This is a genomic window from Sphingomonas sp. BRN-1R (assembly GCF_057748035.1).
Genome location: NZ_CM173236.1, coordinates 2,891,762 through 2,912,418, shown reverse-complemented (window position 1 = coordinate 2,912,418; position 20,657 = coordinate 2,891,762). Strand labels below are relative to the sequence as shown.

The window sequence follows — 20,657 nt, the reverse complement described above, 5'->3', positions numbered from 1 at the left end:
TGCTTATGAAGATCAACGTCGGACGCGCGCTTTCCACCGCGTGGGATATGTGGCGCGCGGACTGGGATTTGCTCGTGCGGGTCGCCGGGCTGTTCGTGTTCCTGCCGCAATTCGCCTCGCTGCTGCTGGTGCCGCCCGGCCCGGCGATGCCGCAGGGTCAGGCCGACGAGGCGGCGGTGCGCGGCTGGGTGGAGGCGTTCAGCCTGTGGTTTGGCGCTTACGGGTCGTGGCTGCTCGCGGCGGAGCTGCTGACGCTGTTCGGGAGCCTCGTGCTGCTCTCGCTGTATCTAAGCGCCGGCCGCCCGCCGCTACGCGATGCGCTGCGGGGTGCCGTGCGGCTGTTTCCGCGCTATTTCCTCGCCGCGCTGCTGGTGTCGCTTCCGGCGGGGCTGTTCATGGTCCCCGCGATCGGCGTGGTGCTGGTGGTGCCTGCTCTGTACCTGTTCGGGCGCCTGCTGCTGAGCGGCGCGGTGATCGTTGCCGAGCAACCGGTCGGCGTGGTCGCAGCGCTTCAGCGCAGCGCGGCGCTGACGCGGGGCAACGGGCTGGTGATGATGGGCATATCGGGGCTGCTGCTGTTCGGCGGGCAGCTCGCCGCTATGCCGTTCGTGATGGCGGGGCGCGCGCTCGATGGCGCGCCGATGGCCAACCCGGTGGCGGCGGCGTTGCTCGACGCGATGGCCTCGGCCGCGCTGACGGTGACGGTGATCGCGACGGTGCTGGTGCGGATCGCGCTGTACCGCGAGGCGCTGGCGCTCAACCGCGGGCGCTGAGCATCGGTATGTGCGGCCCGGCATGCGTGGGCAGCACGCCGAGCACGCGCGGATCGGCGAACGTCTCGATCGTGCGCGCGATGGCGGTGAAGCCCGACGCACGGTAGAAGTTTAGGGCGGAGGGGTGGTCGAGCGTGCAGGTATGCACCCACACGCGCTCGACGCCCGGAGCCCAGGCGCGGGTGAGCGCCTCCGCCATCAGCCATCGGCCAAGGCGCTGCCCGGCGAGATCGGGAACGAGGCCGAAGTACGATAGCTCGCATTCGCGCGCGCGGCGGAAGTCGAGTTCGAGCATGCCGGCGTCGCGCCCGTCCGGACCCTGCGCGGCGAAGATCGCCACCTCGGAATCGTGGACAATCGCGGCGAGCGCATCGTCCGCCATAACCAGACGCGAGAACCACAGCCAGCGCTCGCCGACCACGCGGAACAGTGCGCGGTAGCGGTCGAGGGTCGGGCGTTCGAGCTGCGCCAGCCGCAGCGGCGATGCCGGGATCGGCAGGGCAGGCGGCCTGCGCATCTCCAGCGTGGTGACGACCGTCGCCAGCTCGCCGGGCCGAACCCCGGTCAGTCCCATGTCGCGACCGGCGGCAGGCTCATCAGGATCGCGTCGATATTGCCGCCGGTCTTCAGCCCGAACAGCGTGCCACGATCGTAAACGAGGTTGAATTCCGCATATCGCCCGCGCCACGCACGCTGCACGGCGAGATCGGCGTCGGTGAAGGGCAGGCCCATACGCCGCCGCACGATGCGCGGATAGATGTCGAGGAACGCGCGGCCGACATCCTGGGTGAACGCGAAGTTCGCCGCGAAATCGCCCTCGAGATGATCGTAGAAGATGCCGCCCACGCCGCGATGCACCTGCCGGTGCGGGATGTAGAAATAGTCGTCCGCCCACGCCTTGAAGCGCGGGTAATGCGCGGGATCGTGCGCGTCGCACGCCGCCTGCATCGCGGCGTGGAAGTCGGCGGTGTCCCCCGCGATCGGCAGCGGCGGGTTGAGATCGGCGCCGCCACCGAACCAGCGCTTGGTGGTGGTGAGGAAGCGCGTGTTCATGTGAACGGCAGGGACGTGCGGGTTGGCCATATGCGCGACGAGGCTGATGCCGGTCGCGCAGAAGGTCGGATCTTCGCCCGCGCCGTGGATGGTCTTGCCGAACTCGCCCTCGAACCGACCGCCCACGGTCGAGACATTCACGCCGACCTTCTCGAACACCTTGCCCTTCATCACCCCCCGTACACCGCCGCCGCCCGGCTCGCCCGACGGATCGGTGCGGTCCCACGGCGTGTATTCGAAGCGTGCGTCGGAGCCGGCCTCGATCTCGATCGCTTCGAACGCGGCGCAAATCTGGTCGCGCAGATGTTCGAACCAGGTGCGGGCGGTGGTTTGCTGTTCGTCGAGCGGTTGCATGGGGGGAGCCTTTGCGGCGCGCGGGCGCCCAAGTCGATGGGTCAATATGTCTCGTCGGCCGGCCAGCCGCCGGTCTGGCGCAGCGCCTCGCCGAGCGCGATGCCGCAGGCGACCGCGAGGTTGAGCGAGCGCAGCCCTGCCACCAGTGGGATGCGCACGGCGAGATCGGCGCGCGCATGGACATGCGGCGGCGCGCCGCTGCCCTCCGATCCGAACAGCAGGACGTCGTCGCTGTGGAACGTCGCCGCGTCGAGCCGGGTGCCGCCACGCGTCGTCAGCAGGACCAGCCGCCCGGTCGCATCCGCCTCGAATGCCGACCAATCGGCATGGCGGCGCACTTCGGCCGATGCGGTGTAATCCATGCCCGCCCGCGCGAGTGCGCGATCGCTGTAGGCGAAACCCATCGGCTCGATCAGATCGACCGCGACGCCGAAACACGCCGCCATGCGCAGGATGGTGCCGACATTGCCGGCGATTTCGGGCTGGTGGAGGGCGATCCGCATGGTGTGCGCACTAACAGAGGTAAAATGCTGTTGGCAAAGCCCGTTGCCTCCGTCTATCAGATCGAGGCCTCCCGTGGGGACGGAGGGGTTCAGGCTGGCGGGGCTTCGCAATCGTCATCTTAGAAAAGACCCCATCGTCAGCGCGACGAACATAAGGGCAGAGAAATGGCAACGATCGACAATGCCGTGCCACCCGGAGAGGATCCGGCCCCGTATCACGAGGCCGTCGACGATCCGCGCCGGCGGGACTTCATCAATATCGCGGCGGTCGCCTGGGCCGGCGTTGGCGGCGCGGTCGTGGTGCTGCCGCTCATCAACCAGATGAGCCCCTCCGCCGACGTGCTCGCGCTGTCGACCACCGAGGTCGACCTCTCGAAGATCGAGGCCGGGCAGGGCGTCGTTACCAGTTTCCGCAAGCAGCCGTTGTTCGTGCGCCACCTGACGCCCAAGGAGATCGAGGAGGCCAATGCCGTGCCGATCAGCGAACTGCGCGACCCGCAGACGCTGGCCGAGCGCACCAAGCCCGGCAAGGAGAACTGGATCATCACGCTGGGCGTCTGCACGCACCTCGGCTGTATCCCGCTCGGCATCCACGAAGGCGAGAATCGCGGGCAGTTCGGCGGCTATTTCTGCCCGTGCCACGGGTCGCAATACGATACCGCCGCGCGCATCCGCAAAGGCCCGGCGCCGAAGAACCTGGCCGTGCCGCCATACACCTTCTCGTCGGACACGACGGTCACCGTCGGTTGAGGATGCACTGAGATGAGCTTTCCCTGGGCGAAGCATTACGAACCGAAATTCGCGCTGACCAAGTGGGTCGACGAGCGGCTGCCGCTCCCGCGTCTGGTCTATAACGCGGTCGGCGCGGGCTATCCGGTGCCGCGCAACCTCAACTATTTCTGGAACTTCGGCGTGCTCGCCGGGGCCGCGCTCGCCGCGCAGATCGTCACCGGCATCGTGCTGGCGATGCATTATGCCGCGAACGGTGGCGTCGCTTTCGATTCCGTCGAGCACATCATGCGCGACGTCAACGCCGGCTGGTTTCTGCGCTATGCGCACGCGAACGGCGCCTCGATGTTCTTCATCGTGGTGTACACCCATATCTTCCGCGGGCTGTATTACGGATCGTACAAGGCGCCGCGCGAGATGGTGTGGCTGCTCGGTGTCGTCATCTTCCTGCTGATGATGGCGACCGCGTTCATGGGCTATGTGCTGCCGTGGGGGCAGATGAGCTTCTGGGGCGCGCAGGTCATCACCGGCTTCTTCTCGGCGATCCCGATCGTCGGCGACACGATCCGCGTGTGGTTGCTGGGCGGTTATGCGCCCGACGACGCCGCGCTCAACCGCTTCTTCTCGCTGCATTATCTGCTGCCGTTCGTGATCGCGGGGGTGATCGTGCTGCACATCTGGGCGCTGCACATCCCTGGCTCGAACAATCCGACCGGCGTCGATGTGAAGGGCGAACAGGATACCGTGCCGTTCCATCCCTATTACACGGCGAAGGACGGCTTCGGGCTCGGCATCTTCCTGTTGCTGTTCGCCTTCATGATCTTCTTCGAGCCGAACTACCTCGGCCATCCCGACAATTATGTGCCCGCGAACCCGCTGTCGACGCCCGCGCATATCGTGCCCGAATGGTATTTCTGGCCGTTCTACGCGATCCTGCGCTCGTTCACGTCGGACTTCATCCTGCCCGCCAAATTGTGGGGCGTGCTGGCGATGTTCGGGTCGATCCTGCTGCTGTTCTTCCTGCCGTGGCTGGACAGTTCGCCGGTGCGATCGACCAACTATCGCCCGGTGTACCGCACGTTCTTCTGGGTGCTGGTGGTCGACGTGCTGATCCTGGGGTGGTGCGGTGGATCGCCGGCCGAGCCGCTCTACGTCATCACCGCGCAGATCGCGGCGGCATATTACTTCGCGCACTTCCTCATCATCCTGCCGATCGTATCGCGGATGGAGCGTCCGCGCCCGCTGCCGACCTCGATCACCGAGGCGGTGCTGGCGAAACATGGTGGCACCAGCCCGAGCCATACCGCGGTGAGCGGTTCCGTGCTCGCAGCCGAATAAGGGGAAGACGACCATGATTCGCTGGATTTCCGGTGTCATCGGCCTTGGCGTCGTCGCCGTGCTCGCCTGGTCGCTGCTGTGGTCGGTGGTGGGGGTCATCACCGATCCGCCCGCGCCGACCGCCGAAGCCTATGTGCGCGCGCAGCATCCGATGCTCAGCGCCGAGCTTCCCTCCGAAGGCCTGCTCGGCAAGTTCGACACGCGCCAGCTCCAGCGCGGCTTCCAGGTGTACAAGGAAGTCTGCGCGGCGTGCCATTCGATCCGGCTGGTGTCGTTCCGCGATCTCAAGGCGCTCGGCTATGACGACGGTCAGGTCAAGGCGATCGCGGCCGGCTGGCAGATCGAACAGCCGAGCGTGAACCCGGACACCGGCGAAGTCGCGACGCGCAAGAACCTCCCGTCGGATCACTTCCCGCTGGTGTTCGCCAACGACGTCGCCGCGCGCGCCGCCAACAACAATGCGGTGCCGCCCGATCTCTCGCTGATCACCAAGGCGCGCCACGAGGGGCCGGATTATGTTTATTCGCTGGTCGGCCACGGCTTCGTGAACCAGCCCGCCGATCTGTTGGCGAAGTTCCCCGATATCAAGACGCCCAAGGGGCTGTACTACAACCAGTATTTCCCCAACCTTAACATCGCGATGCCGCCGCCGCTCAAGTCTGATGGGCAGGTCCAGTATCTCGATGGCACCCGCCCGACCGTCGACCAGATGGCGAAGGACGTGGCTGCGTTTCTGACGTGGACAGCCGAACCCAATCTCGATACCCGCCACGGCGCCGGCTTCGCCGTGCTCGGGTTCCTGCTGGTGTTCTGCTTCCTCGCATACGGCGCGTATCAGAACGTCTGGCGTAACATGAAACATTGAGATGACCGCTGGCGAGACGAACGACGATCTGAAAGCCCTGATCCGCACGATCCCCGACTTCCCCAAGCCGGGAATCCTGTTCCGCGATATCACCACGCTGCTGCTCGACGCGCATGGCTTCGCCGAGGCGATCGCGCGGATGGCGGCGCAGACGGTCGGCCCGGTCGATCTGGTCGCGGGGATCGAGGCACGCGGCTTCATCTTCGCCGCTGCGCTGGCAGCGCCGCTAAAAGCGGGCGTGCTGCTGATCCGCAAGGACGGCAAGCTGCCCGGCGCGACGATCGCCGAAGACTACGCGCTTGAATATGGCACCGACCGGATCGCAATGCACGAGGACGCGCTGGTCCCCGGGCAGCGCGTGCTGCTGGTCGACGATCTGATCGCGACCGGCGGCACCGCGCGTGCGGCGGTGCGGCTGCTCCGCAAGGCGGGCGCGGTCGTGGAACAGGTCCAGTTCCTGCTCGACCTGCCCGACCTTGGCGGGGCGGATGCGCTGCGTGGCGACGGGCTGAAGGTGGATTCGCTGATTGCGTTCGAGGGCCACTGACCTAAGCTCGCCCGGAGGATGTTGGTACACCGGGCGGGCTGTGCCGAGAGATGATCGCATTCTGCGCCGACACGCTTCGCGCCTCCATGTGAGTGGGTTCGACGTATCCGAAAGGGGATCGGCATTGCCCCCGGAAAATCGGAGGCGCGAAGCCCGGGCGGCTTCGTGACGACGCGCCGCGCGGCGCGGTTCGTGCCGATATGTGTCTCGGGTGTTTCAGCAAACGGAACTCCGCCTTCGCTCTGTCGTTGATCCGACACGATGCGCCGCGTGTATTTGCGGCCCTGCATCCTGTCGGAGTACGAACCATGATCCCCAGAAAACTCTTGATCGCCGGGCTTGGCCTGAGCGCCGCGCTCGGCTTGTCGGCGTGCGTGGACGATGGTTACGGCTATGGTGGCGGGGTCGGCTACGTCAGCGATGGCTGGGATCCGTATTATGGCGGCTTCAACGCCGATCCGTACTGGGGCTGGTACGGCGACTATTATTATCCCGGCACCGGCTATTACGTGTACGATCGCAATCACGGCCGTCACCGCTGGAATGGCGGGCAGCAGAATTACTGGCGTGGCCGTTCGCAGAACTGGAACAACGCCCACCGCGACATCCGCCCGATGTGGCGCGATTTCGGCGGTACGCGCGGCGGCGTTCAGGGTGGGCGTGGTCCCGGCGGCGGCTTCAGCGGCGGCAGGCCCGGTGGCGGCTTCCACGGCGGTGGCAGTGGCTCGCGCGGCGGGCACCAGCACTGAACGCACTTACGCCGTTCGTCGCTGCGTGAGCAGACGAGCGGCGCGCGTGCGAGCCTCCGGTGGGGCGGTGTGTCACGCGGCACACCGCCCGTTTTGCGTCAGCGCTTCAGCGCCGCGCGAAATGGCGCATCGTCACCATCGCGGTCGCTCACCGGCGGCAGGGCGAGCAGGTCACGGAGCAGCGGGTACACATCGACATTGTCGAACGCCGGCAGCGTGCCGAGCGGCCTGATTGCCGGACCGCTGGCGATGAATAGCGCACGCATCTCGGGCGCCATGTTATCGTAGCCGTGGTCGCCGCCGGTCTTCGGCTTGTCGGGCGTGGTCTTGGCGGTCTCCCAACCGGCATCGGCTAGGCAGAAATAGGGCTGCACGCGCGGATTGCTGCCGTAATGGAAGCGCGCAGGAATATCGCCCTTGCGCCAGCATTGCAGATGGTCGTGGTGGGCGAACAGCGCCTTCTCCAGCGCTGCCTCATGCCCCGGCACTGCCGACAGCGAGGCGAACGGCCCCGTCTCGAACACGCGATAGTCCGCCGGATTGGCGATCCGGTCGAGCGCTATCGTGCGCGTGCTGCTGGTCGCGGCCATGCCGTGATCCGCCACGATGACGAGATTGGCGGGCTGGCCGAGCGCGGCGAGACCATCGACGAGCTTCCCGATCAGCGCGTCGACGTCCGCCACCGCAGCGGTGGTCTCCGCAGCGTCGGGGCCGTATTCGTGCCCGGCGCTGTCGACCGTGTCGAAATAGAGCGTCACGAAACGCGGGCGGATCGCGGCCGGTCGGCGCATCCAGTCGAGCACGCCCTCGACGCGTTGCGCCCCCGTCACCGCCTGGTTGAACTGCATCCAGTCCTCCGGCCGCGTGCCGCCGGTCGTGGCACCGTGGCTGTTCGGCTTGAGCGCGCCGCCCCAGGCGACGTTCGCGCCCGGCCAGAACATCGTGCCCGTACGGATGCCGGCCTGCTCGGCATCGACCCAGATCGGCTTGCCCTCGCTCCACCAGAACGGATCGTCGGTCGCCATGGTGAAGGTCTCGCCGGGTCGCCGGGTATCCTCCATGCTGTTCGAGACGATGCCATTGCGATCGGGCCTGAGGCCGGTGACGAGCGCCCAGTGGTTGGGAAAGGTCTTCGACGGGAAGGACGGTCGCATCGCCGCGCTGATCCCGTGCGCCGCCAGTGCGGCAAGACGCGGGGTGACGCCGCGCGTGAGATAATCGGCGCGGAAACCGTCGATCGAGACGAGGATCGTCACCGGGGTACGCGCTTCCGCCTGTGCAGGTGCGGCGGGAGGGGGCGGGGCGGGGGCGGCTGCCGGCGGGGTGACACAGGCCTGAAGGCTCGCGCAGAGCCCGGCGACGACGATCTTGCTATACCAACGCATGGCCACGCCCCCTGCGCCCGCTTCGCGACATCTTCAAGACAGAGCGCGTGTCAGGTGCCCAGCATCAGCTTGGCAAACACCGTCGCGCTGATCGGGAACCCGCCGTACGCCGCGTCGAGCGCGGCGGGCTTCGCGTAGAAGCCGAGCGCGCCGCCCAGCGCGACCCCGGTGTCGCGCGTCAGGCGCAGACGGTGTGCATAACCGGCTTCGACATGGCTGATGCGGAAGGTCTGGCCGTGGAGCGGGCCGGCGGGGTCCGGGAAAAGTTCGTCATTGGCGACGTTCTCGAAGCGGCCGAACAGCGTCTCGCTGCCCGCGAAATCCCAGTTCACTTCGCCCAGGAAGGCGGTCAGCGTGCGGCCGGGCAGTTTGTTCTTGGCGGAAAAGCCCGCGAGCGCCGAGACGCCACCGCCGGCATATTGCACGCTCGCGGTGGTGCGCGCTTCGTCGGTGTCGGGCTCGAGCTGTTCGGGGCTGGTGATGTGACCGTGGCTGACCTGCGCGGACCAATGCGCGTTCGGGTTCCACGTCGCGCGGATGCTCCAGCTATCGAGCCCGGGCGTTTCGATGTTCCAGCGGTGCTGGTCGGGCTCGCGGCCGCGAAAGCCCGACGCCTCGACCTGCCAGTGCGGCGTCGCGGTCCCGCCCGTCACCACGCCGTAGCTGATGTGCGTGCTGTCGAACCAATGGTGCGTGATCGGGCTGAGCGGCTCGTACGCGGCCGAGGCGCGGTGCATGAAGGCGGAAGGGCCGAGCGCGGGTTCGGCGACCGGGCCGCCGTAGAGGAACAGGCTGGTGCCCGGCGCGACATCGCGGTCGACGCGCGCCGAGAGTTCCATGAACAGATCGTGCGGATGCTGGCGGTCGATCAGCGGGTCGCGGCCGTTAGCGGTCTCACCCGTCGCGAACAGATTGGGGTAGCCGCGTGGGCCCATCAGCGGATCGAGGCTGAGCATGGTGCGCAGTTGCAGGTGCGTATCGGGCGCGAGATCGTGCGCGGCCGAGAGCATCGCCATCGAGCTGACGAACGCCTCTTCGCGCCCGCGCGGGCCACCCTGGTCGGTGTAGGTGGCGAAGGCGTAACCGTGCAGCATCACCATCCAGTCGCCGGTGGCGAGGTGCAGGCCGCGCATCATCCCCTCCGCGCCCGGATTGCGCGCGGTGCCGGAGCCTTGCGCCGAGACGCCGCCGCTCATGGCCATGCCGGGCATCGCCGCCATGTCATCCGGCGCGGCGGTGGCGGCGGGCATCGCCATCTGCGGCATGGCCCGCGCGGGGGCGATGTTCTCGGGGATCGGTGACGGCGTGGCGGGCGACATTGCCATGCCGGGCATGGCGGCTGGTGCGGGCGGCGATGCCACCGGCATGGCCGGCGCGGGGTGGGGCTTTGTTTTCGCGGACATGGTTGCCGCAGCCGGATGATGTGCCGTCGCGACCGGCTTTGCTGTGCTACGTCGATGCGGCGCGGGCGCGGACGGCATAGGCATGGCCATGCCGTGCATATGAGGGTCCATCGCCTGCGCGGTTGCGGCGACGGGGAGGACAGGCACGGCAAGCGCGGCGCCGAACACCAATCGGATCATGAGAAGGCTTTCGCTGAAGGGAAGGACGGGCCCGAAAGGCCCGGCTCGCTTCAGGCGCGCGGCGGCGGTAGCGCGGGCGGCGTGCCGCGATCGGGATCGAACGTCGCCGGCAGAGACGCGACGGGTAGCGCCCGCACCACCACTCGTGCGGAGAGCGCCGAGGCACGCAGCGTTTCGGGCGGGATGCAGCCGACACAGGCATGCGACGGCATCGTTTCGTGATGGCGGTCGGCCGGGGTGTCGTGCTGCGCCGGCATCGCCATCGTTATGCCGCTGGCGTCGTGACATGGCATCGCCGCCGCCGGTTGGCAGCCGAGCGTGGCAAGCAGAACGCAGAGAAGCAGGCGCAGCAGCATCGCGCGCGTCTTAGCGGATTGCGGGCGGCAAATCGAGGCGTGGAGCGTTTGTGCCGAGCGAAGTCGAAGCGGAGTCCCGAGTGTTGGCTCAGGACGAGCGGGTGAGGTTCGCCGGCGGAGGCCGGGGTCCAGTCGGAAAGGTCGATGTGACGGCGCGCGAGACTCCGTTACGCCCGTTCCGTGACTGGACCCCGGCCTTGGCCGGGGAACAATTGTCGGAACCCGTCAGACGTTGAAGCGGAACAGCATGACGTCGCCGTCCTGCACGACGTACTCCTTGCCTTCCTGCCGCAGCTTGCCGGCGTCGCGCGCGCCGGCCTCGCCCTTGAAGGCGACGTAATCGCCGAAGGCGATCGTCTCGGCGCGGATGAAGCCGCGTTCGAAATCGGTGTGGATCTCGCCCGCCGCATTGGGTGCCTTGGCACCGACATGGACGGTCCAGGCACGCGCTTCCTTGGGGCCGACCGTGAAGAAGGTGAGCAGTTTGAGCAATTTGTACCCGGCGGTGATGACGCGGGCGAGGCCGGTCTCCTCCAGCCCCAGCTCGGCGAGGAACTCGCCGCGATCCTCCTGCGGCATCGTCGCGATCTCGGCCTCGATCGCGGCGGAAACGACTACCGCCTGCGCGCCCTCGGCCTTGGCCTTCTCGAACACCCGCGCGGACAGCGCATTGCCGTTGGCGGCGTCGCCCTCATCGACGTTGCAGACGTACAGCACAGGCTTGGAGGTGAGCAACTGCGCCTGCGCGAACACGCGCGCTTCCTCCTCGTCCTTGGGCACGGTCAGGCGTGCGGGCTTGCCCTCGCGCAGCCGCTCGAGCGCCTGCCCCAGCACGGCGACGCCGATCTTGGCCTCCTTGTCGCCCTGTGCCGCCTTCTTGGCGAGGTTGGGCACGCGCTTCTCGAGGCTTTCGAGGTCGGAGAGCATCAGCTCGGTCTCGACCGTCTCGGCGTCGGCGATCGGGTCGACCTTGCCCTCGACATGCGTCACGTCGCCATCCTCGAAGCAGCGCAGCACGTGGACGATCGCATCGACCTCGCGGATGTTGCCGAGGAACTGGTTGCCGAGGCCTTCGCCCTTCGAAGCGCCACGCACCAGCCCGGCGATATCGACAAAGGCGAGCTGCGTCTCGACGATCTTGGCAGACCCGGCGATCTCGGCGAGCTGGTACAGTCGCGCATCGGGCACCGCGACGTTGCCGACGTTGGGCTCGATCGTGCAGAACGGATAGTTCGCCGCCTGCGCCGCCGCCGTCTGCGTCAGCGCGTTGAACAGGGTGGATTTGCCGACGTTCGGCAGGCCCACGATACCACAGCGGAAACCCATTTTGTCGTCCTTGAATATTGGGGAGCGTCAAGCGCGTCGTTGCCTGCCCGATAGCGGTGGCGGAGCGAGATTGCCAGATAGCCTTCCGCCAACATCGTCACCCCAGCGCACGCTGGGGTCTCTCGGTGAAACGGGGAACGCTCGCCAAGCCACCACCAGATCCCAGCTTTCGCTGGGATGACGGTTCGGCGGGCGGGGTGACGGTCGTCGCGTCAGCTATAGTTGAAGCTGATGCTGATCCGGTCCTGCTTGGCGGTGCCGGCGATCACTTCGTGGCGCAGCCAGCTTTCCCACAGCAGCACCGTGCCCGGCTCGGGCGTGACGTGCGCGAAGGTGCGCAACGCCTCCGGCGCATCCTCGCGGCGGGTCGGGGCTGCCATCATGAAGGGCAGGCGCGGATCTTCGAAGCGGATCGCGCCCGCGCCCGGTGGCACCGCGACGTAGAGCGTGCCCGACACCACCGAATGCGGGTGGATGTGCCCGGAATGCATGCCGCCGGGCTTGAGGACGTTGACCCACAGGCTGTCGAGCCGGAGCTTGCGTCCGCCGAGATCGAACGCGCAGGCGTCCGCGAAGGCGGCGACGTGCTTGGCGAGTTTCCTGGCGAGATCGCCGAACGCCGGGTCGCGCTGCGGCAGATCGTTGAGCGAGGCGTAGCTGGTATAGCCGCGATAATTATGCGCCTTCGACCAGCCGCGCCCGGCGCGATCCTCGCTCGCGAACATCAGGCAGGATTGCTCGAGATCTTCGAGCAGGCGCGCATCACCGAGCGCGCCTTCGTAAACCGGGGTCGCGAACAGGTTGCGCACGCTCATTTCGTATCCCCCAGCCGCAGCGCCACGTCGTTCATGAAGCGCCCGTCGTCACCCTTGGCCAGCCACGGCGCCTCGGCCGCGACCGCGCCGAGCATGTCGGACAGCGGGTCCATCTCGGCCTTGGCATAATTGCCGAGCACATAGGGCGACACCTTGTCCTTGTGTCCGGGATGACCGATGCCGAGCCGGACGCGGCGATAAGCGTTGCCGATATGCGCCTCGGTCGAGCGCAGGCCGTTGTGCCCGGCGGTGCCGCCGCCGACCTTCACCTTGACGCGGAACGGCGCGATATCGAGCTCGTCGTGGAAGACGGTCACGTCGCCCTCGGCCAGCTTGTAGAAGCGCATGGCCTCGCCGACGCTGCGCCCGCTTTCGTTCATGAAGGTGGCGGGCTTGAGCAACAGGATCTTCTCCGATCCGATGCGGCCCTCCTGCGTCCAGCCCTGAAACGCCTTCTTGACGGCTGAGAAACCGTGCAGATCCGCGATCGTGTCGATCGCCATGAAGCCGACGTTGTGCCGGTTGAGCGCATATTGCGCGCCCGGATTGCCGAGACCGACCCAGATTTGCACGTCGCGGTGTTCCTCAAACGAAAAGGGCAGGGAAGCTTTACGCTGCCCTGCCCAAATCTTGCTCGAACCGAAAGGCTTATGCTTCCGGCGTCGCCTCGGCTGCGACGGCGGCGTCAGCCTCGTCGTCGGCTGCGGTCGGCACCGTCGGCGGCACGATCGTCGCGATGGTGAAATCGCGGTCGGTGATCGCCGGGGTCACGCCCTGCGGCAGGTCCACGTTCGAGATGTGGATCGAGTCGCCGATCTCGCGGCCAGCCAGCGAGATGGTGATGTCGTCGGGGATCGCGGCCGCGTCGCAGACCAGCTCGATCTCGTGCTGGACGATGTTGAGCACGCCCTTGCCGGTCTTGATGCCGGGAGCCTCTTCCTCATCGGTGAACACGACCGGCACGCTGACGTGGACGGTGGTGTGCGCGCCGATGCGCAGGAAGTCGACATGAACCGGGCGATCGGTGACGGCATCGAACGCGACGTCCTTGGGGAGCGTGCGGACGGTCTCGCCGCCGGTCTCGATCATGACCTGCGAGTTCATGAAGTGACCCGTCATGAGGAGACGCATCAGCGCCTTTTCCTCGACGTGGATCGCCAGGGGCTCCTGGTTGTTGCCATAGACAACGGCGGGTACGCGGCCTTGACGACGCAGCAGACGGGAGGCTCCCTTGCCAACCTGTTCGCGCGTCTCGGCTGCGAGCGTCAACTGTTCGCTCATTGCAATCTCCGAAATACGTGGGTCAAATGTCCGCTCAGGCCTCCAGGGATGACCCTGACCGGAAGCCGGCGCGCATAGCCGAAGCGGGTGAAAAGGGCAAGCGCTCGAAATCCGTGGCGGGGCATCCTATGTCCGTCGCATAACGAAAAGGAGAGTGACATGACCGACCACGTCGCCGAATGGAACAAGGAACTGCGCGTCCTGCTCGACAAGATGCAGGCCAGCCCGTCGACCGACTGGAGCGCCGAGCGCGAACGCGCGCGCGTGCTGACCGAGCTGATCGCCGCCCGCCAGCCGGCGACCGCGCAAGGCTAGGGTCCGGGGGCGCAACACACCGGCAACGAACCAGCAACGGTTTGTCGTTTGCGGCGCGTGGCGGCAGTCGCCAAAGCGGCGATGATGCTCAAGACCCTTCCGCTTGCGGCGCTGCTCGCCGCTGCCGTTCCCGCGCACGCGCAGTCGGTCCAGCCCTGGCCGGACCTGCTCGCGATCGTTCCTGTCGAGGGCGGCTGGAATCTGTCGGCCGAACTGATCGGTCGCGCGGGCGGCGACGAACGCGCGTCGCAGGTCGAATCGCGCTTGCAGATCGGCCATGCGCTGACGCGGCGGCTCGCCGCATCGGCGGGGTGGGTGCATTTCTCCACCTTCGTGCCGGGCGGCGCGAACTTCACCGAGGAACAGGCGGTCGAACAGCTCAACTGGGCGGTCGGCGCGGTCGGGCGGGTGCGGGTATCGGCGCGCACGCGGCTGGAGCAGCGCTTCATCAGCAATGTGGATGCGACCAACTGGCGCTTCCGCCAGCAGGTCCGCGCGGTCTATGCGACCGGCGGCCGTGGCGCGCCAGGATTGGTGGTGTGGGGCGAACCGTTCCTCGCGCTCAACCGCACGGCCGGGCAGCGGCATACGCTCGACCAGTTGCGCACGTTCGCGGGCGTGACCGTGCCGATATCTCCCGCGCTCGATGTCGAGACGGGGTATCTCAACCAGCGTATCTATCGCGCCAACGATACGCTGGTGAACCACGCGATCCCGCTGGTGGTGACGTACCGGTTTTGAGCTGAGGCCACGAGAGAGACCGTTCGTCCCAGGTGACTGCCGAGTAGGGCCGCTGGCCCGTATCGAGAGGTGTAGGCCCCGAGCACGACCCGTGCTTCGATACGGGCTCTCGATACGCCTTCGGCTACTCGATCCCTACTCGGCACGAACGGATGGCAGGGCTCAATATTTGATCCGCGTCACCGTCAGATGCTTTTTCGCCAGCAGCGTCTGCACGCTGTGGTCGCCGGCGAGGTGCCCCGCGCCGACCGCGATGAACACGGTGCCCGGCTGCTCCATCCGGTGCGCGATCCAGTCGGCCCAGCGCGCGTTTCGATCCCACAGCAGCACCTGGCGCAGCATCGGCTGTTTGGTGAGATCCTTGTTCATCATGCGGCCGAGTCCCTCGGGATCGCCCTTGCCCCACAGATCGACCATCCGGTTGATGTCGGCCGGGAATTTGTCGATATCCTCGATGCCGGACAGCAGGAAAGACACCTGCGCATCCTGCGGCAGATCGTGGAAATAGCCGAGCTGCTGCCCCAGCGTCTCCAGCCCCGAGACCGGCTTGCCCGCCGCCTTGGCCGCCGCGTCGAGCTGCTTTTCGACGCCGTCGTCGCGACCGAAGCCGGTCTTCTGCAATTCGAGCTGGCCGACCGTCGCGCCCGCGAACCAAGGCTCGAACCGGTCGAACGCGGCCGGCGACTGACCGAGCTTGGCGAGCGCGGCGGCATATTCGGCGCGCTTGGCCGCGGGGATCTTCTCGGTCAGCGTCGGACCGGTGGGGGAGAGCGCGAGCGGCAGCATCACCTTCTGCGCTTCCTCAGGGCTTGGCATCGGGATTTCGAGGACAAGGCTGTCGCTCGCGTCGAACGCCTTCTTCACCGCCTCGTCGAACCAGCTCAGGCCGGGCTTCAGCGCGTGGATGGTGCCGAACAGATAGATGGTGGTGTCCTTGTCCTTCACCACCCACAGAGCCGGATCGACGTCCTTCGCCGTGCCCGGCGCGGGCTGCGCGCAGGCGGGGGTCGCCATGATGATCGTCGCGGCGAGGAGGGTCTTCAGAAAGCGCATCATGGTTCCTACGCAAAGCCTTGGTGTGCGGGGATGATAGAAACCGCACCTTTGCGCCACCTTAATATGCGCCGTGCGCGGGTGGGACGCCCTACTGCACCCGCGTCACCTGCACGCCGCGCTGGCGCAGCAGCGCGAGCACCGAATCGCTGCCGACGAAATGCCCGGCGCCTGCCGCGAACAGCGCGGTGCCCGGCATGTCGAGCCGCCGCACCAGCGCATCCGCCCACGCGCGGTTGCGGTCGCGCATCAGCGGTGCGCTCAGTGCCTGGCTGCCGCTCGTCGCCGCCAGATCGAGCGTCAGCGCCGAGCCGGTATCGATCTCGCCTTTGGCCCAGGCGTGCGTCGGCGCGCGGCGTTCCGCGCGGCTCGGCGTGGCTGCGTCGAGCGCTGTGTCGAGCATGCGGCGCTGCTCGCGTTCGGGCACGGCGCTGACCTGCCGCATCACCTTCGCGCTGTTCTCGATCGCGACCACCGGCTTGTGCGCCTCACGGAAACGCGCCTCGATCCAGTCGTCCGCACCGGGGCCGGGCACTTCGCCGGCCTGCATGTCGCGTGTGAAGCCGACCGCGATCGCGGCGATCCAGGTCGGCATCTCGTTCATCACCCGCTCCGCGCCGGGCGGCAGCGTATCGACGAAGCGGCGCAACGCGGCGCGATGATCGGGCGAGACGCGCCGCGCGAGCGGCGGCAGTTTCGGGCCGGCGGCGGGTTCGGGCGGCGCGCCCTCGTCGATCGCCTCGACGATCAGCGTGTCGGCCTTCGCTACGATCGCCTCGATCCGTGCGTCGCGCCACGCGAAGCCGGGCGGCAGGATGTGGACCGTTCCGAACAGGTAGATCGTCGTGTCGGCGTCGCCGATCCGCCAGATCGCCGGATGCGGACGGTAGTTTTGCGAGAGTTGCGACAGCGTCACCTGATCGACCCCGCGCGCCGCCTCCTCCGGCGAGATCGCGTCACCGTCGAGCGGCACGGTGGAGAGCGCGGTCTGCCCGGCTGCCGGCGGTGCGGTATCGGGCGCGCGCCGGGCCGCGGCGGGCGTGGCGAGCCAGCACAGCAACGCCGCCAACGCGAGGCGCGCCGCCGCCGGTCGAGCCGTACGCGGCGAGGCGATATCGGTCTGTGCCATGTCGGGGCCCCGTGAAGCCGAAACGCCGCACGCCGTCAATCGCGGCCGGTGCCGATGGTTGACCCTGTCCGGGCCATACGCCAAAGCCCCCGACCATAACCACGTTGAGGGTGACGTTCCTTGGCCGCAAGCGCCCCAGTTCCCGAGCCGCTGAGCTTCCAGCGCATGATCCTGACGCTCCACGATTACTGGAGCAAACACGGCTGCCTGATCCTCCAGCCCTATGACATGGAGATGGGCGCGGGCACCTTCCACCCGGCGACGACCTTGCGCGCGCTCGGGCCGCAGCCGTGGAACGCCGCCTTCGTCCAGCCGTGCCGCCGCCCGACCGATGGCCGCTATGGCGAGAACCCCAACCGGCTCCAGCATTATTACCAGTATCAGGTGATCCTGAAGCCGAGTCCGGCGGACTTGCAGGAGCTGTACCTCGGGTCGCTGGCGGCGATCGGCATCGACTTCACCCGTCACGACATCCGCTTCGTCGAGGATGATTGGGAGAGCCCGACGCTCGGCGCGTGGGGGCTGGGCTGGGAAGTGTGGTGCGACGGCATGGAGGTGACGCAGTTCACCTATTTTCAGCAGATGGGCGGCTATGACTGCAAGCCGGTCGCGGGCGAGCTGACCTATGGACTGGAGCGGCTGGCGCTGTACCTTCAGAACAAGGCCAGCGTGTACGATCTCGCCTTCAACGACGCGGGCGTGACCTATGGCGAGGTGTTCCACGAAAATGAGGTGCAGATGAGCACCTGGAACTTCGAGGTGGCCGATACCGAGCGGCTGTTCGACCTGTTCCGCAAGGCGACCGCCGAATGCGAGAATTGCCTCGAGGCGAAGCTGCCGATCCCCGCCTACGAACAGGCGATCAAGGCGAGCCACGTCTTCAACCTGTTGCAGGCGCGCGGGGTGATCTCGGTCGCGGAGCGGCAGGCCTATATGGGCCGCGTGCGCGATCTCGCGAAGGGCGCCTGCGCGGCGTGGATCGAGAAGAACACGCCCGATTGGCAGGCGAAACATCCGGGGTGGACGGCGTGACGCGGGTTCGATTCCCGTTCCCCGCTCAAACCCGCGTCATCCCAGCGCAAGCTGGGATCTCCCGCGATGGCGCGGGGCAAGAGCCGCAAAAGACCCCAGCCTGCGCTGGGGTGACGATCGTTGAGATGGCCCATGACTGATTTCCTCCTCGAACTCCGCTCGGAAGAGATCCCCGCGCGCATGCAGGACAAGGCGCGCGACGATCTCGCCCGCCTGTTCGCCGCCGAACTCGCCAAGTCGGGCCTTCATACCGATGCGATCGTCACCTTCGCCACGCCGCGCCGGCTCGCGCTGATCGCGCGCGATCTTCCAGAGGCGACCGCCGCCGTCAGCGAAGAAACCAAGGGGCCGAAGACGAGCGCCCCTCCACAGGCGCTCGAAGGCTTCCTGCGCAAGACCGGCCTCACGCGCGAGCAACTGGTCGAGCGTGACGGCGTGCTGTTCGCGGTGGTCGAGCGTGCCGGCCGTGCCACGGCGGAGGTGCTCGCCGAGGCGATCCCCGCCGTGATCCGCGCCTTCCCCTGGCCCAAGTCGATGCGCTGGGGCGCCGCCTCGCTCAGCACCGAGAGCATCCGCTGGGTGCGCCCGCTGCAAGGCATCGTCGCGCTGTTCGGCGAGGATGTGGTGCCGTGCGAGATCGCCGGCGTCGCCTCGGGCGCGCAGACGGTCGGTCACCGTTTCCACCATCCCGGCGTCATCACGATCGGCTCGGCGAGCGATTATGTCGAGAAGCTCCACGCCTGTCATGTCGTGGTCGATCAGGACGAACGCCGCCGCATCATCGCGCTCGGCGCGACGATGGCCGCGCGCAAGGCCGGGCTGGAGTTGGTCCGCGACGAAGGGCTGCTGAGCGAGAACGCCGGGCTGACCGAGTGGCCGGTGCCGCTGCTCGGCCGCTTCGACGAGGTGTTCCTGTCGGTGCCGCCCGAGGTGATCCAGCTCACCGCGCGCGTGAACCAGAAGTATTTCGTGTGCCGCGACGGCGCGGGGCAACTGGCGAACGCCTTCGTCTGCACCGCCAACATCGATGCGGTCGATGGCGGCGCGAAGATCGTCGAGGGCAACCAGAAGGTGCTCGCCGCGCGGCTGTCGGATGCGAAGTTCTTCTACGAGACCGACCTCAAGGTGCCGCTTGAGGAGCAGGCCGCCAAGCTCGATCGGATCGTGTTCCACGAGAAGCTGGGCACCGTGGCGGACAAGGTCGAGCGCGTCGCCAAGCTGGCGCGCTGGCTGGTCGAGGAGGGGATCGTCGGGGGTGCGAGTTCCTCCGGGACTGCCACCGGAGCGGCTGCTGGTTCGAAACCAGCCCTGGAGTCCGTCGCCCCGGCGCAGGCCGGGGCCGCTGGATTATCTGGCGAGCCGCTCGCCCAAAACGAGCCGGCCCCGGCCTCCGCCGGGGCGACGAGTCCCTCCGAGGCCACCATCGTCACCCCAGCGCAAGCTGGGGTTTCCCGCGGTAGCGTGGGACAAGAGCCGCAAGAGACCCCAGCTTTCGCTGGGGTGACGACGGCGGAACTGGCCGACATGGCCGAGCTCGCCGCACGGTTGTGCAAGGCCGATCTCGTCACCGGCATGGTCGGCGAGTTCCCCGAGCTACAGGGCCTGATGGGCGGCTATTACGCCGCCGCGCAGGGCGAGCCCGCTGAGGTCGCCGAGGCGATCCGCGATCACTACAAGCCGGTCGGGCAGGGCGACGAGGTGCCGACCGCGCCGGTGACGGTGGCGGTAAGTCTGGCGGATAAGCTGGATACGATTGCCGCATTTTTTGCCGTTGGTGAACAGCCAACCGGTTCCAAAGACCCGTTCGCGCTAAGGCGAGCATGTCTTGCGGCGATCCGCATTATCCTCAACAATCAACTCAGCTTAAATCTTGATTTACCGATTTTTATTGCGGCGTTGAACCTAATCGACAATCAATTTTTAAATCCGGCGACAAATTATTGGAAAAACGTGCTTTTAGAAAAGGCTCGTGGTGAAAACATCCAAGTGGTCGAGGTCGATCGCTCCAAAGACCTCAAGTATCTTATGGAAAATGAGTGGAGGAACTGGGAGATCGCGGCTACGATTGTGGCAGTTGAGGTTCGGAGTTTTGCAGCCGACCGCCTCAAAGTCCAGCAACGCGAAGCCGGCATTCGCCACGACCTGATCGACGCGGTGTTCGCGCTTGGTGGCGAGGACGATCTTGTCCGGCTGCTCGCGCGGGTGCATGCGTTGCAGGCGTTCGTCGGCACCGAGGATGGCGCGAACCTGCTCGCCGGGTACAAGCGCGCGGCGAATATCCTCAAAAAGGAGGGCGTCGCCCCGGCGCAGGCCGGGGCCGCTGGCCTTGAGGCAACCGGGTCGCCAAGCCACGAAGCGGCCCCGGCCTGCGCCGGGGCGACGGCTGACGCCGTCGAACCCGCCGAGGCCGCGCTGATCGCCGCGCTCGACGCAGCCGAGCCCGCCGCCGCCGATGCGGTCGCGCGCGAGGATTTCGAGGCGGCGATGGCAGCGCTCGCGACGCTCCGTGCGCCGATCGACGCGTTCTTCGACGATGTCACCGTCAACGACGCCAATCCGGCCAAACGCGCGGCACGGCTGGCGTTGCTGGCGCGGGTGCGGGCGGCGGTGCACAATGTCGCGGACTTCTCCAAGATCGAAGGTTGACCTTGGCGATTGATCCTATTGCTCTGACAATTGGGCGAACACCTTCGATTACCCGGACAATTACCTGAACTCTTTCATCCAAAA

Annotated in this window: 23 protein-coding genes; 11 read left to right on the top strand and 12 right to left on the bottom strand. The window is 67.1% G+C overall.

Features of this window, described 5'->3' with window-relative positions; all coding sequences use genetic code 11:
* Positions 1-5: 5 nt before the first annotated feature.
* Positions 6-773, top strand: coding sequence for a hypothetical protein (locus AC3ANX_RS13525; RefSeq protein WP_488333789.1), 768 nt, complete (start codon positions 6-8; stop codon positions 771-773).
* Here the strand turns inward: AC3ANX_RS13525 and AC3ANX_RS13520 are convergent.
* The 3 genes from AC3ANX_RS13520 to AC3ANX_RS13510 are packed head-to-tail and all read right to left on the bottom strand — an operon-like array spanning position 757 to position 2,683.
* Entirely contained in the window at positions 757-1,347 is a 591-nt protein-coding gene (locus tag AC3ANX_RS13520; protein WP_488333788.1) for a GNAT family N-acetyltransferase, read from the bottom strand. The two genes, AC3ANX_RS13525 and AC3ANX_RS13520, sit on opposite strands and share 17 nt — an antisense overlap.
* Positions 1,338-2,180, bottom strand: a complete 843-nt coding sequence (gene hemF / locus AC3ANX_RS13515) for an oxygen-dependent coproporphyrinogen oxidase (RefSeq protein ID WP_488333787.1) — start codon at positions 2,178-2,180, stop codon at positions 1,338-1,340. The genes AC3ANX_RS13520 and hemF overlap by 10 nt, the downstream gene beginning before the upstream one ends.
* A gap of 41 nt (positions 2,181-2,221) precedes the next feature.
* On the bottom strand, positions 2,222-2,683 hold the full coding sequence (locus tag AC3ANX_RS13510) for a tRNA (cytidine(34)-2'-O)-methyltransferase (protein ID WP_488333786.1): 462 nt from the start codon (positions 2,681-2,683) through the stop codon (positions 2,222-2,224).
* A gap of 165 nt (positions 2,684-2,848) precedes the next feature.
* Between AC3ANX_RS13510 and petA the strand changes: the two genes are divergently transcribed.
* From petA to AC3ANX_RS13485, 5 genes are all read left to right on the top strand, one after another.
* On the top strand, positions 2,849-3,433 hold the full coding sequence (gene petA, locus AC3ANX_RS13505; RefSeq protein WP_488333785.1) for a ubiquinol-cytochrome c reductase iron-sulfur subunit: 585 nt from the start codon (positions 2,849-2,851) through the stop codon (positions 3,431-3,433).
* A gap of 12 nt (positions 3,434-3,445) precedes the next feature.
* Complete coding sequence (locus AC3ANX_RS13500) at positions 3,446-4,750, top strand: cytochrome b (RefSeq protein ID WP_488333784.1); 1,305 nt, start codon at positions 3,446-3,448, stop codon at positions 4,748-4,750.
* Between the two features lie 13 nt (positions 4,751-4,763).
* Positions 4,764-5,615, top strand: a complete 852-nt coding sequence (locus AC3ANX_RS13495) for a cytochrome c1 (protein ID WP_488333783.1) — start codon at positions 4,764-4,766, stop codon at positions 5,613-5,615.
* 1 nt (position 5,616) lies between these two features.
* Complete coding sequence (locus AC3ANX_RS13490) at positions 5,617-6,162, top strand: adenine phosphoribosyltransferase (protein WP_488333782.1); 546 nt, start codon at positions 5,617-5,619, stop codon at positions 6,160-6,162.
* A gap of 308 nt (positions 6,163-6,470) precedes the next feature.
* Positions 6,471-6,911 carry a hypothetical protein gene (locus AC3ANX_RS13485; RefSeq protein WP_488333781.1) on the top strand — a complete coding sequence of 147 codons (441 nt, stop codon included), beginning with the start codon at positions 6,471-6,473 and terminating at the stop codon, positions 6,909-6,911.
* 98 nt (positions 6,912-7,009) lie between these two features.
* Here AC3ANX_RS13485 and AC3ANX_RS13480 read toward each other — a convergent pair whose 3' ends face one another.
* Together AC3ANX_RS13480 and AC3ANX_RS13475 are read right to left on the bottom strand one after the other, a co-directional pair.
* On the bottom strand, positions 7,010-8,296 hold the full coding sequence (locus AC3ANX_RS13480; protein WP_488333780.1) for an alkaline phosphatase family protein: 1,287 nt from the start codon (positions 8,294-8,296) through the stop codon (positions 7,010-7,012).
* 50 nt (positions 8,297-8,346) lie between these two features.
* Positions 8,347-9,498 (bottom strand): hypothetical protein, encoded by a 1,152-nt coding sequence (locus AC3ANX_RS13475; RefSeq protein WP_488333779.1) that lies wholly within the window; start codon positions 9,496-9,498, stop codon positions 8,347-8,349.
* Here AC3ANX_RS13475 and AC3ANX_RS13470 point away from each other — a divergent pair.
* A complete protein-coding gene (locus tag AC3ANX_RS13470) occupies positions 9,491-9,718 on the top strand; it encodes a hypothetical protein (protein ID WP_488333778.1) in 228 nt (75 codons plus the stop codon). The genes AC3ANX_RS13475 and AC3ANX_RS13470 overlap by 8 nt on opposite strands.
* Positions 9,719-9,929: 211 nt before the next feature.
* Here AC3ANX_RS13470 and AC3ANX_RS13465 read toward each other — a convergent pair whose 3' ends face one another.
* The 5 genes from AC3ANX_RS13465 to AC3ANX_RS13445 all read right to left on the bottom strand — a co-directional run bounded on the left by AC3ANX_RS13465 (position 9,930) and on the right by AC3ANX_RS13445 (position 13,657).
* Positions 9,930-10,235, bottom strand: a complete 306-nt coding sequence (locus AC3ANX_RS13465) for a hypothetical protein (RefSeq protein ID WP_488333777.1) — start codon at positions 10,233-10,235, stop codon at positions 9,930-9,932.
* Between the two features lie 225 nt (positions 10,236-10,460).
* Positions 10,461-11,561, bottom strand: a complete 1,101-nt coding sequence (ychF, locus tag AC3ANX_RS13460) for a redox-regulated ATPase YchF (protein ID WP_488333776.1) — start codon at positions 11,559-11,561, stop codon at positions 10,461-10,463.
* 212 nt (positions 11,562-11,773) lie between these two features.
* Entirely contained in the window at positions 11,774-12,376 is a 603-nt protein-coding gene (locus tag AC3ANX_RS13455) for a TIGR02466 family protein (protein ID WP_488333775.1), read from the bottom strand.
* Positions 12,373-12,948 carry an aminoacyl-tRNA hydrolase gene (pth, locus tag AC3ANX_RS13450; RefSeq protein ID WP_488333774.1) on the bottom strand — a complete coding sequence of 192 codons (576 nt, stop codon included), beginning with the start codon at positions 12,946-12,948 and terminating at the stop codon, positions 12,373-12,375. The genes AC3ANX_RS13455 and pth overlap by 4 nt, the downstream gene beginning before the upstream one ends.
* 76 nt (positions 12,949-13,024) lie before the next feature.
* Positions 13,025-13,657, bottom strand: a complete 633-nt coding sequence (locus AC3ANX_RS13445; RefSeq protein ID WP_488333773.1) for a 50S ribosomal protein L25/general stress protein Ctc — start codon at positions 13,655-13,657, stop codon at positions 13,025-13,027.
* A gap of 159 nt (positions 13,658-13,816) precedes the next feature.
* Here AC3ANX_RS13445 and AC3ANX_RS13440 point away from each other — a divergent pair, with 159 nt between their 5' ends.
* Both AC3ANX_RS13440 and AC3ANX_RS13435 read left to right on the top strand, forming a co-directional pair.
* Complete coding sequence (locus AC3ANX_RS13440) at positions 13,817-13,972, top strand: hypothetical protein (protein WP_488333772.1); 156 nt, start codon at positions 13,817-13,819, stop codon at positions 13,970-13,972.
* An 84-nt stretch (positions 13,973-14,056) separates the two neighbouring features.
* Positions 14,057-14,713 (top strand): DUF2490 domain-containing protein, encoded by a 657-nt coding sequence (locus AC3ANX_RS13435; RefSeq protein ID WP_488333771.1) that lies wholly within the window; start codon positions 14,057-14,059, stop codon positions 14,711-14,713.
* A gap of 162 nt (positions 14,714-14,875) precedes the next feature.
* On the opposite strand, the gene AC3ANX_RS13430 is transcribed toward AC3ANX_RS13435, so the two are convergent.
* Positions 14,876-15,766 carry a TraB/GumN family protein gene (locus AC3ANX_RS13430; RefSeq protein WP_488333770.1) on the bottom strand — a complete coding sequence of 297 codons (891 nt, stop codon included), beginning with the start codon at positions 15,764-15,766 and terminating at the stop codon, positions 14,876-14,878.
* A gap of 91 nt (positions 15,767-15,857) precedes the next feature.
* Entirely contained in the window at positions 15,858-16,895 is a 1,038-nt protein-coding gene (locus tag AC3ANX_RS13425) for a TraB/GumN family protein (RefSeq protein ID WP_488333769.1), read from the bottom strand.
* A gap of 165 nt (positions 16,896-17,060) precedes the next feature.
* On the opposite strand from AC3ANX_RS13425, the gene AC3ANX_RS13420 reads away from it, so the two are divergent.
* Both AC3ANX_RS13420 and glyS read left to right on the top strand, forming a co-directional pair.
* Positions 17,061-17,927: a glycine--tRNA ligase subunit alpha gene (locus tag AC3ANX_RS13420; protein ID WP_488336953.1), complete on the top strand. Its 867-nt coding sequence runs from the start codon at positions 17,061-17,063 to the stop codon at positions 17,925-17,927.
* 132 nt (positions 17,928-18,059) lie between these two features.
* A complete protein-coding gene (gene glyS / locus AC3ANX_RS13415) occupies positions 18,060-20,573 on the top strand; it encodes a glycine--tRNA ligase subunit beta (RefSeq protein WP_488333768.1) in 2,514 nt (837 codons plus the stop codon).
* The last annotated feature ends 84 nt before the right edge of the window (positions 20,574-20,657 follow it).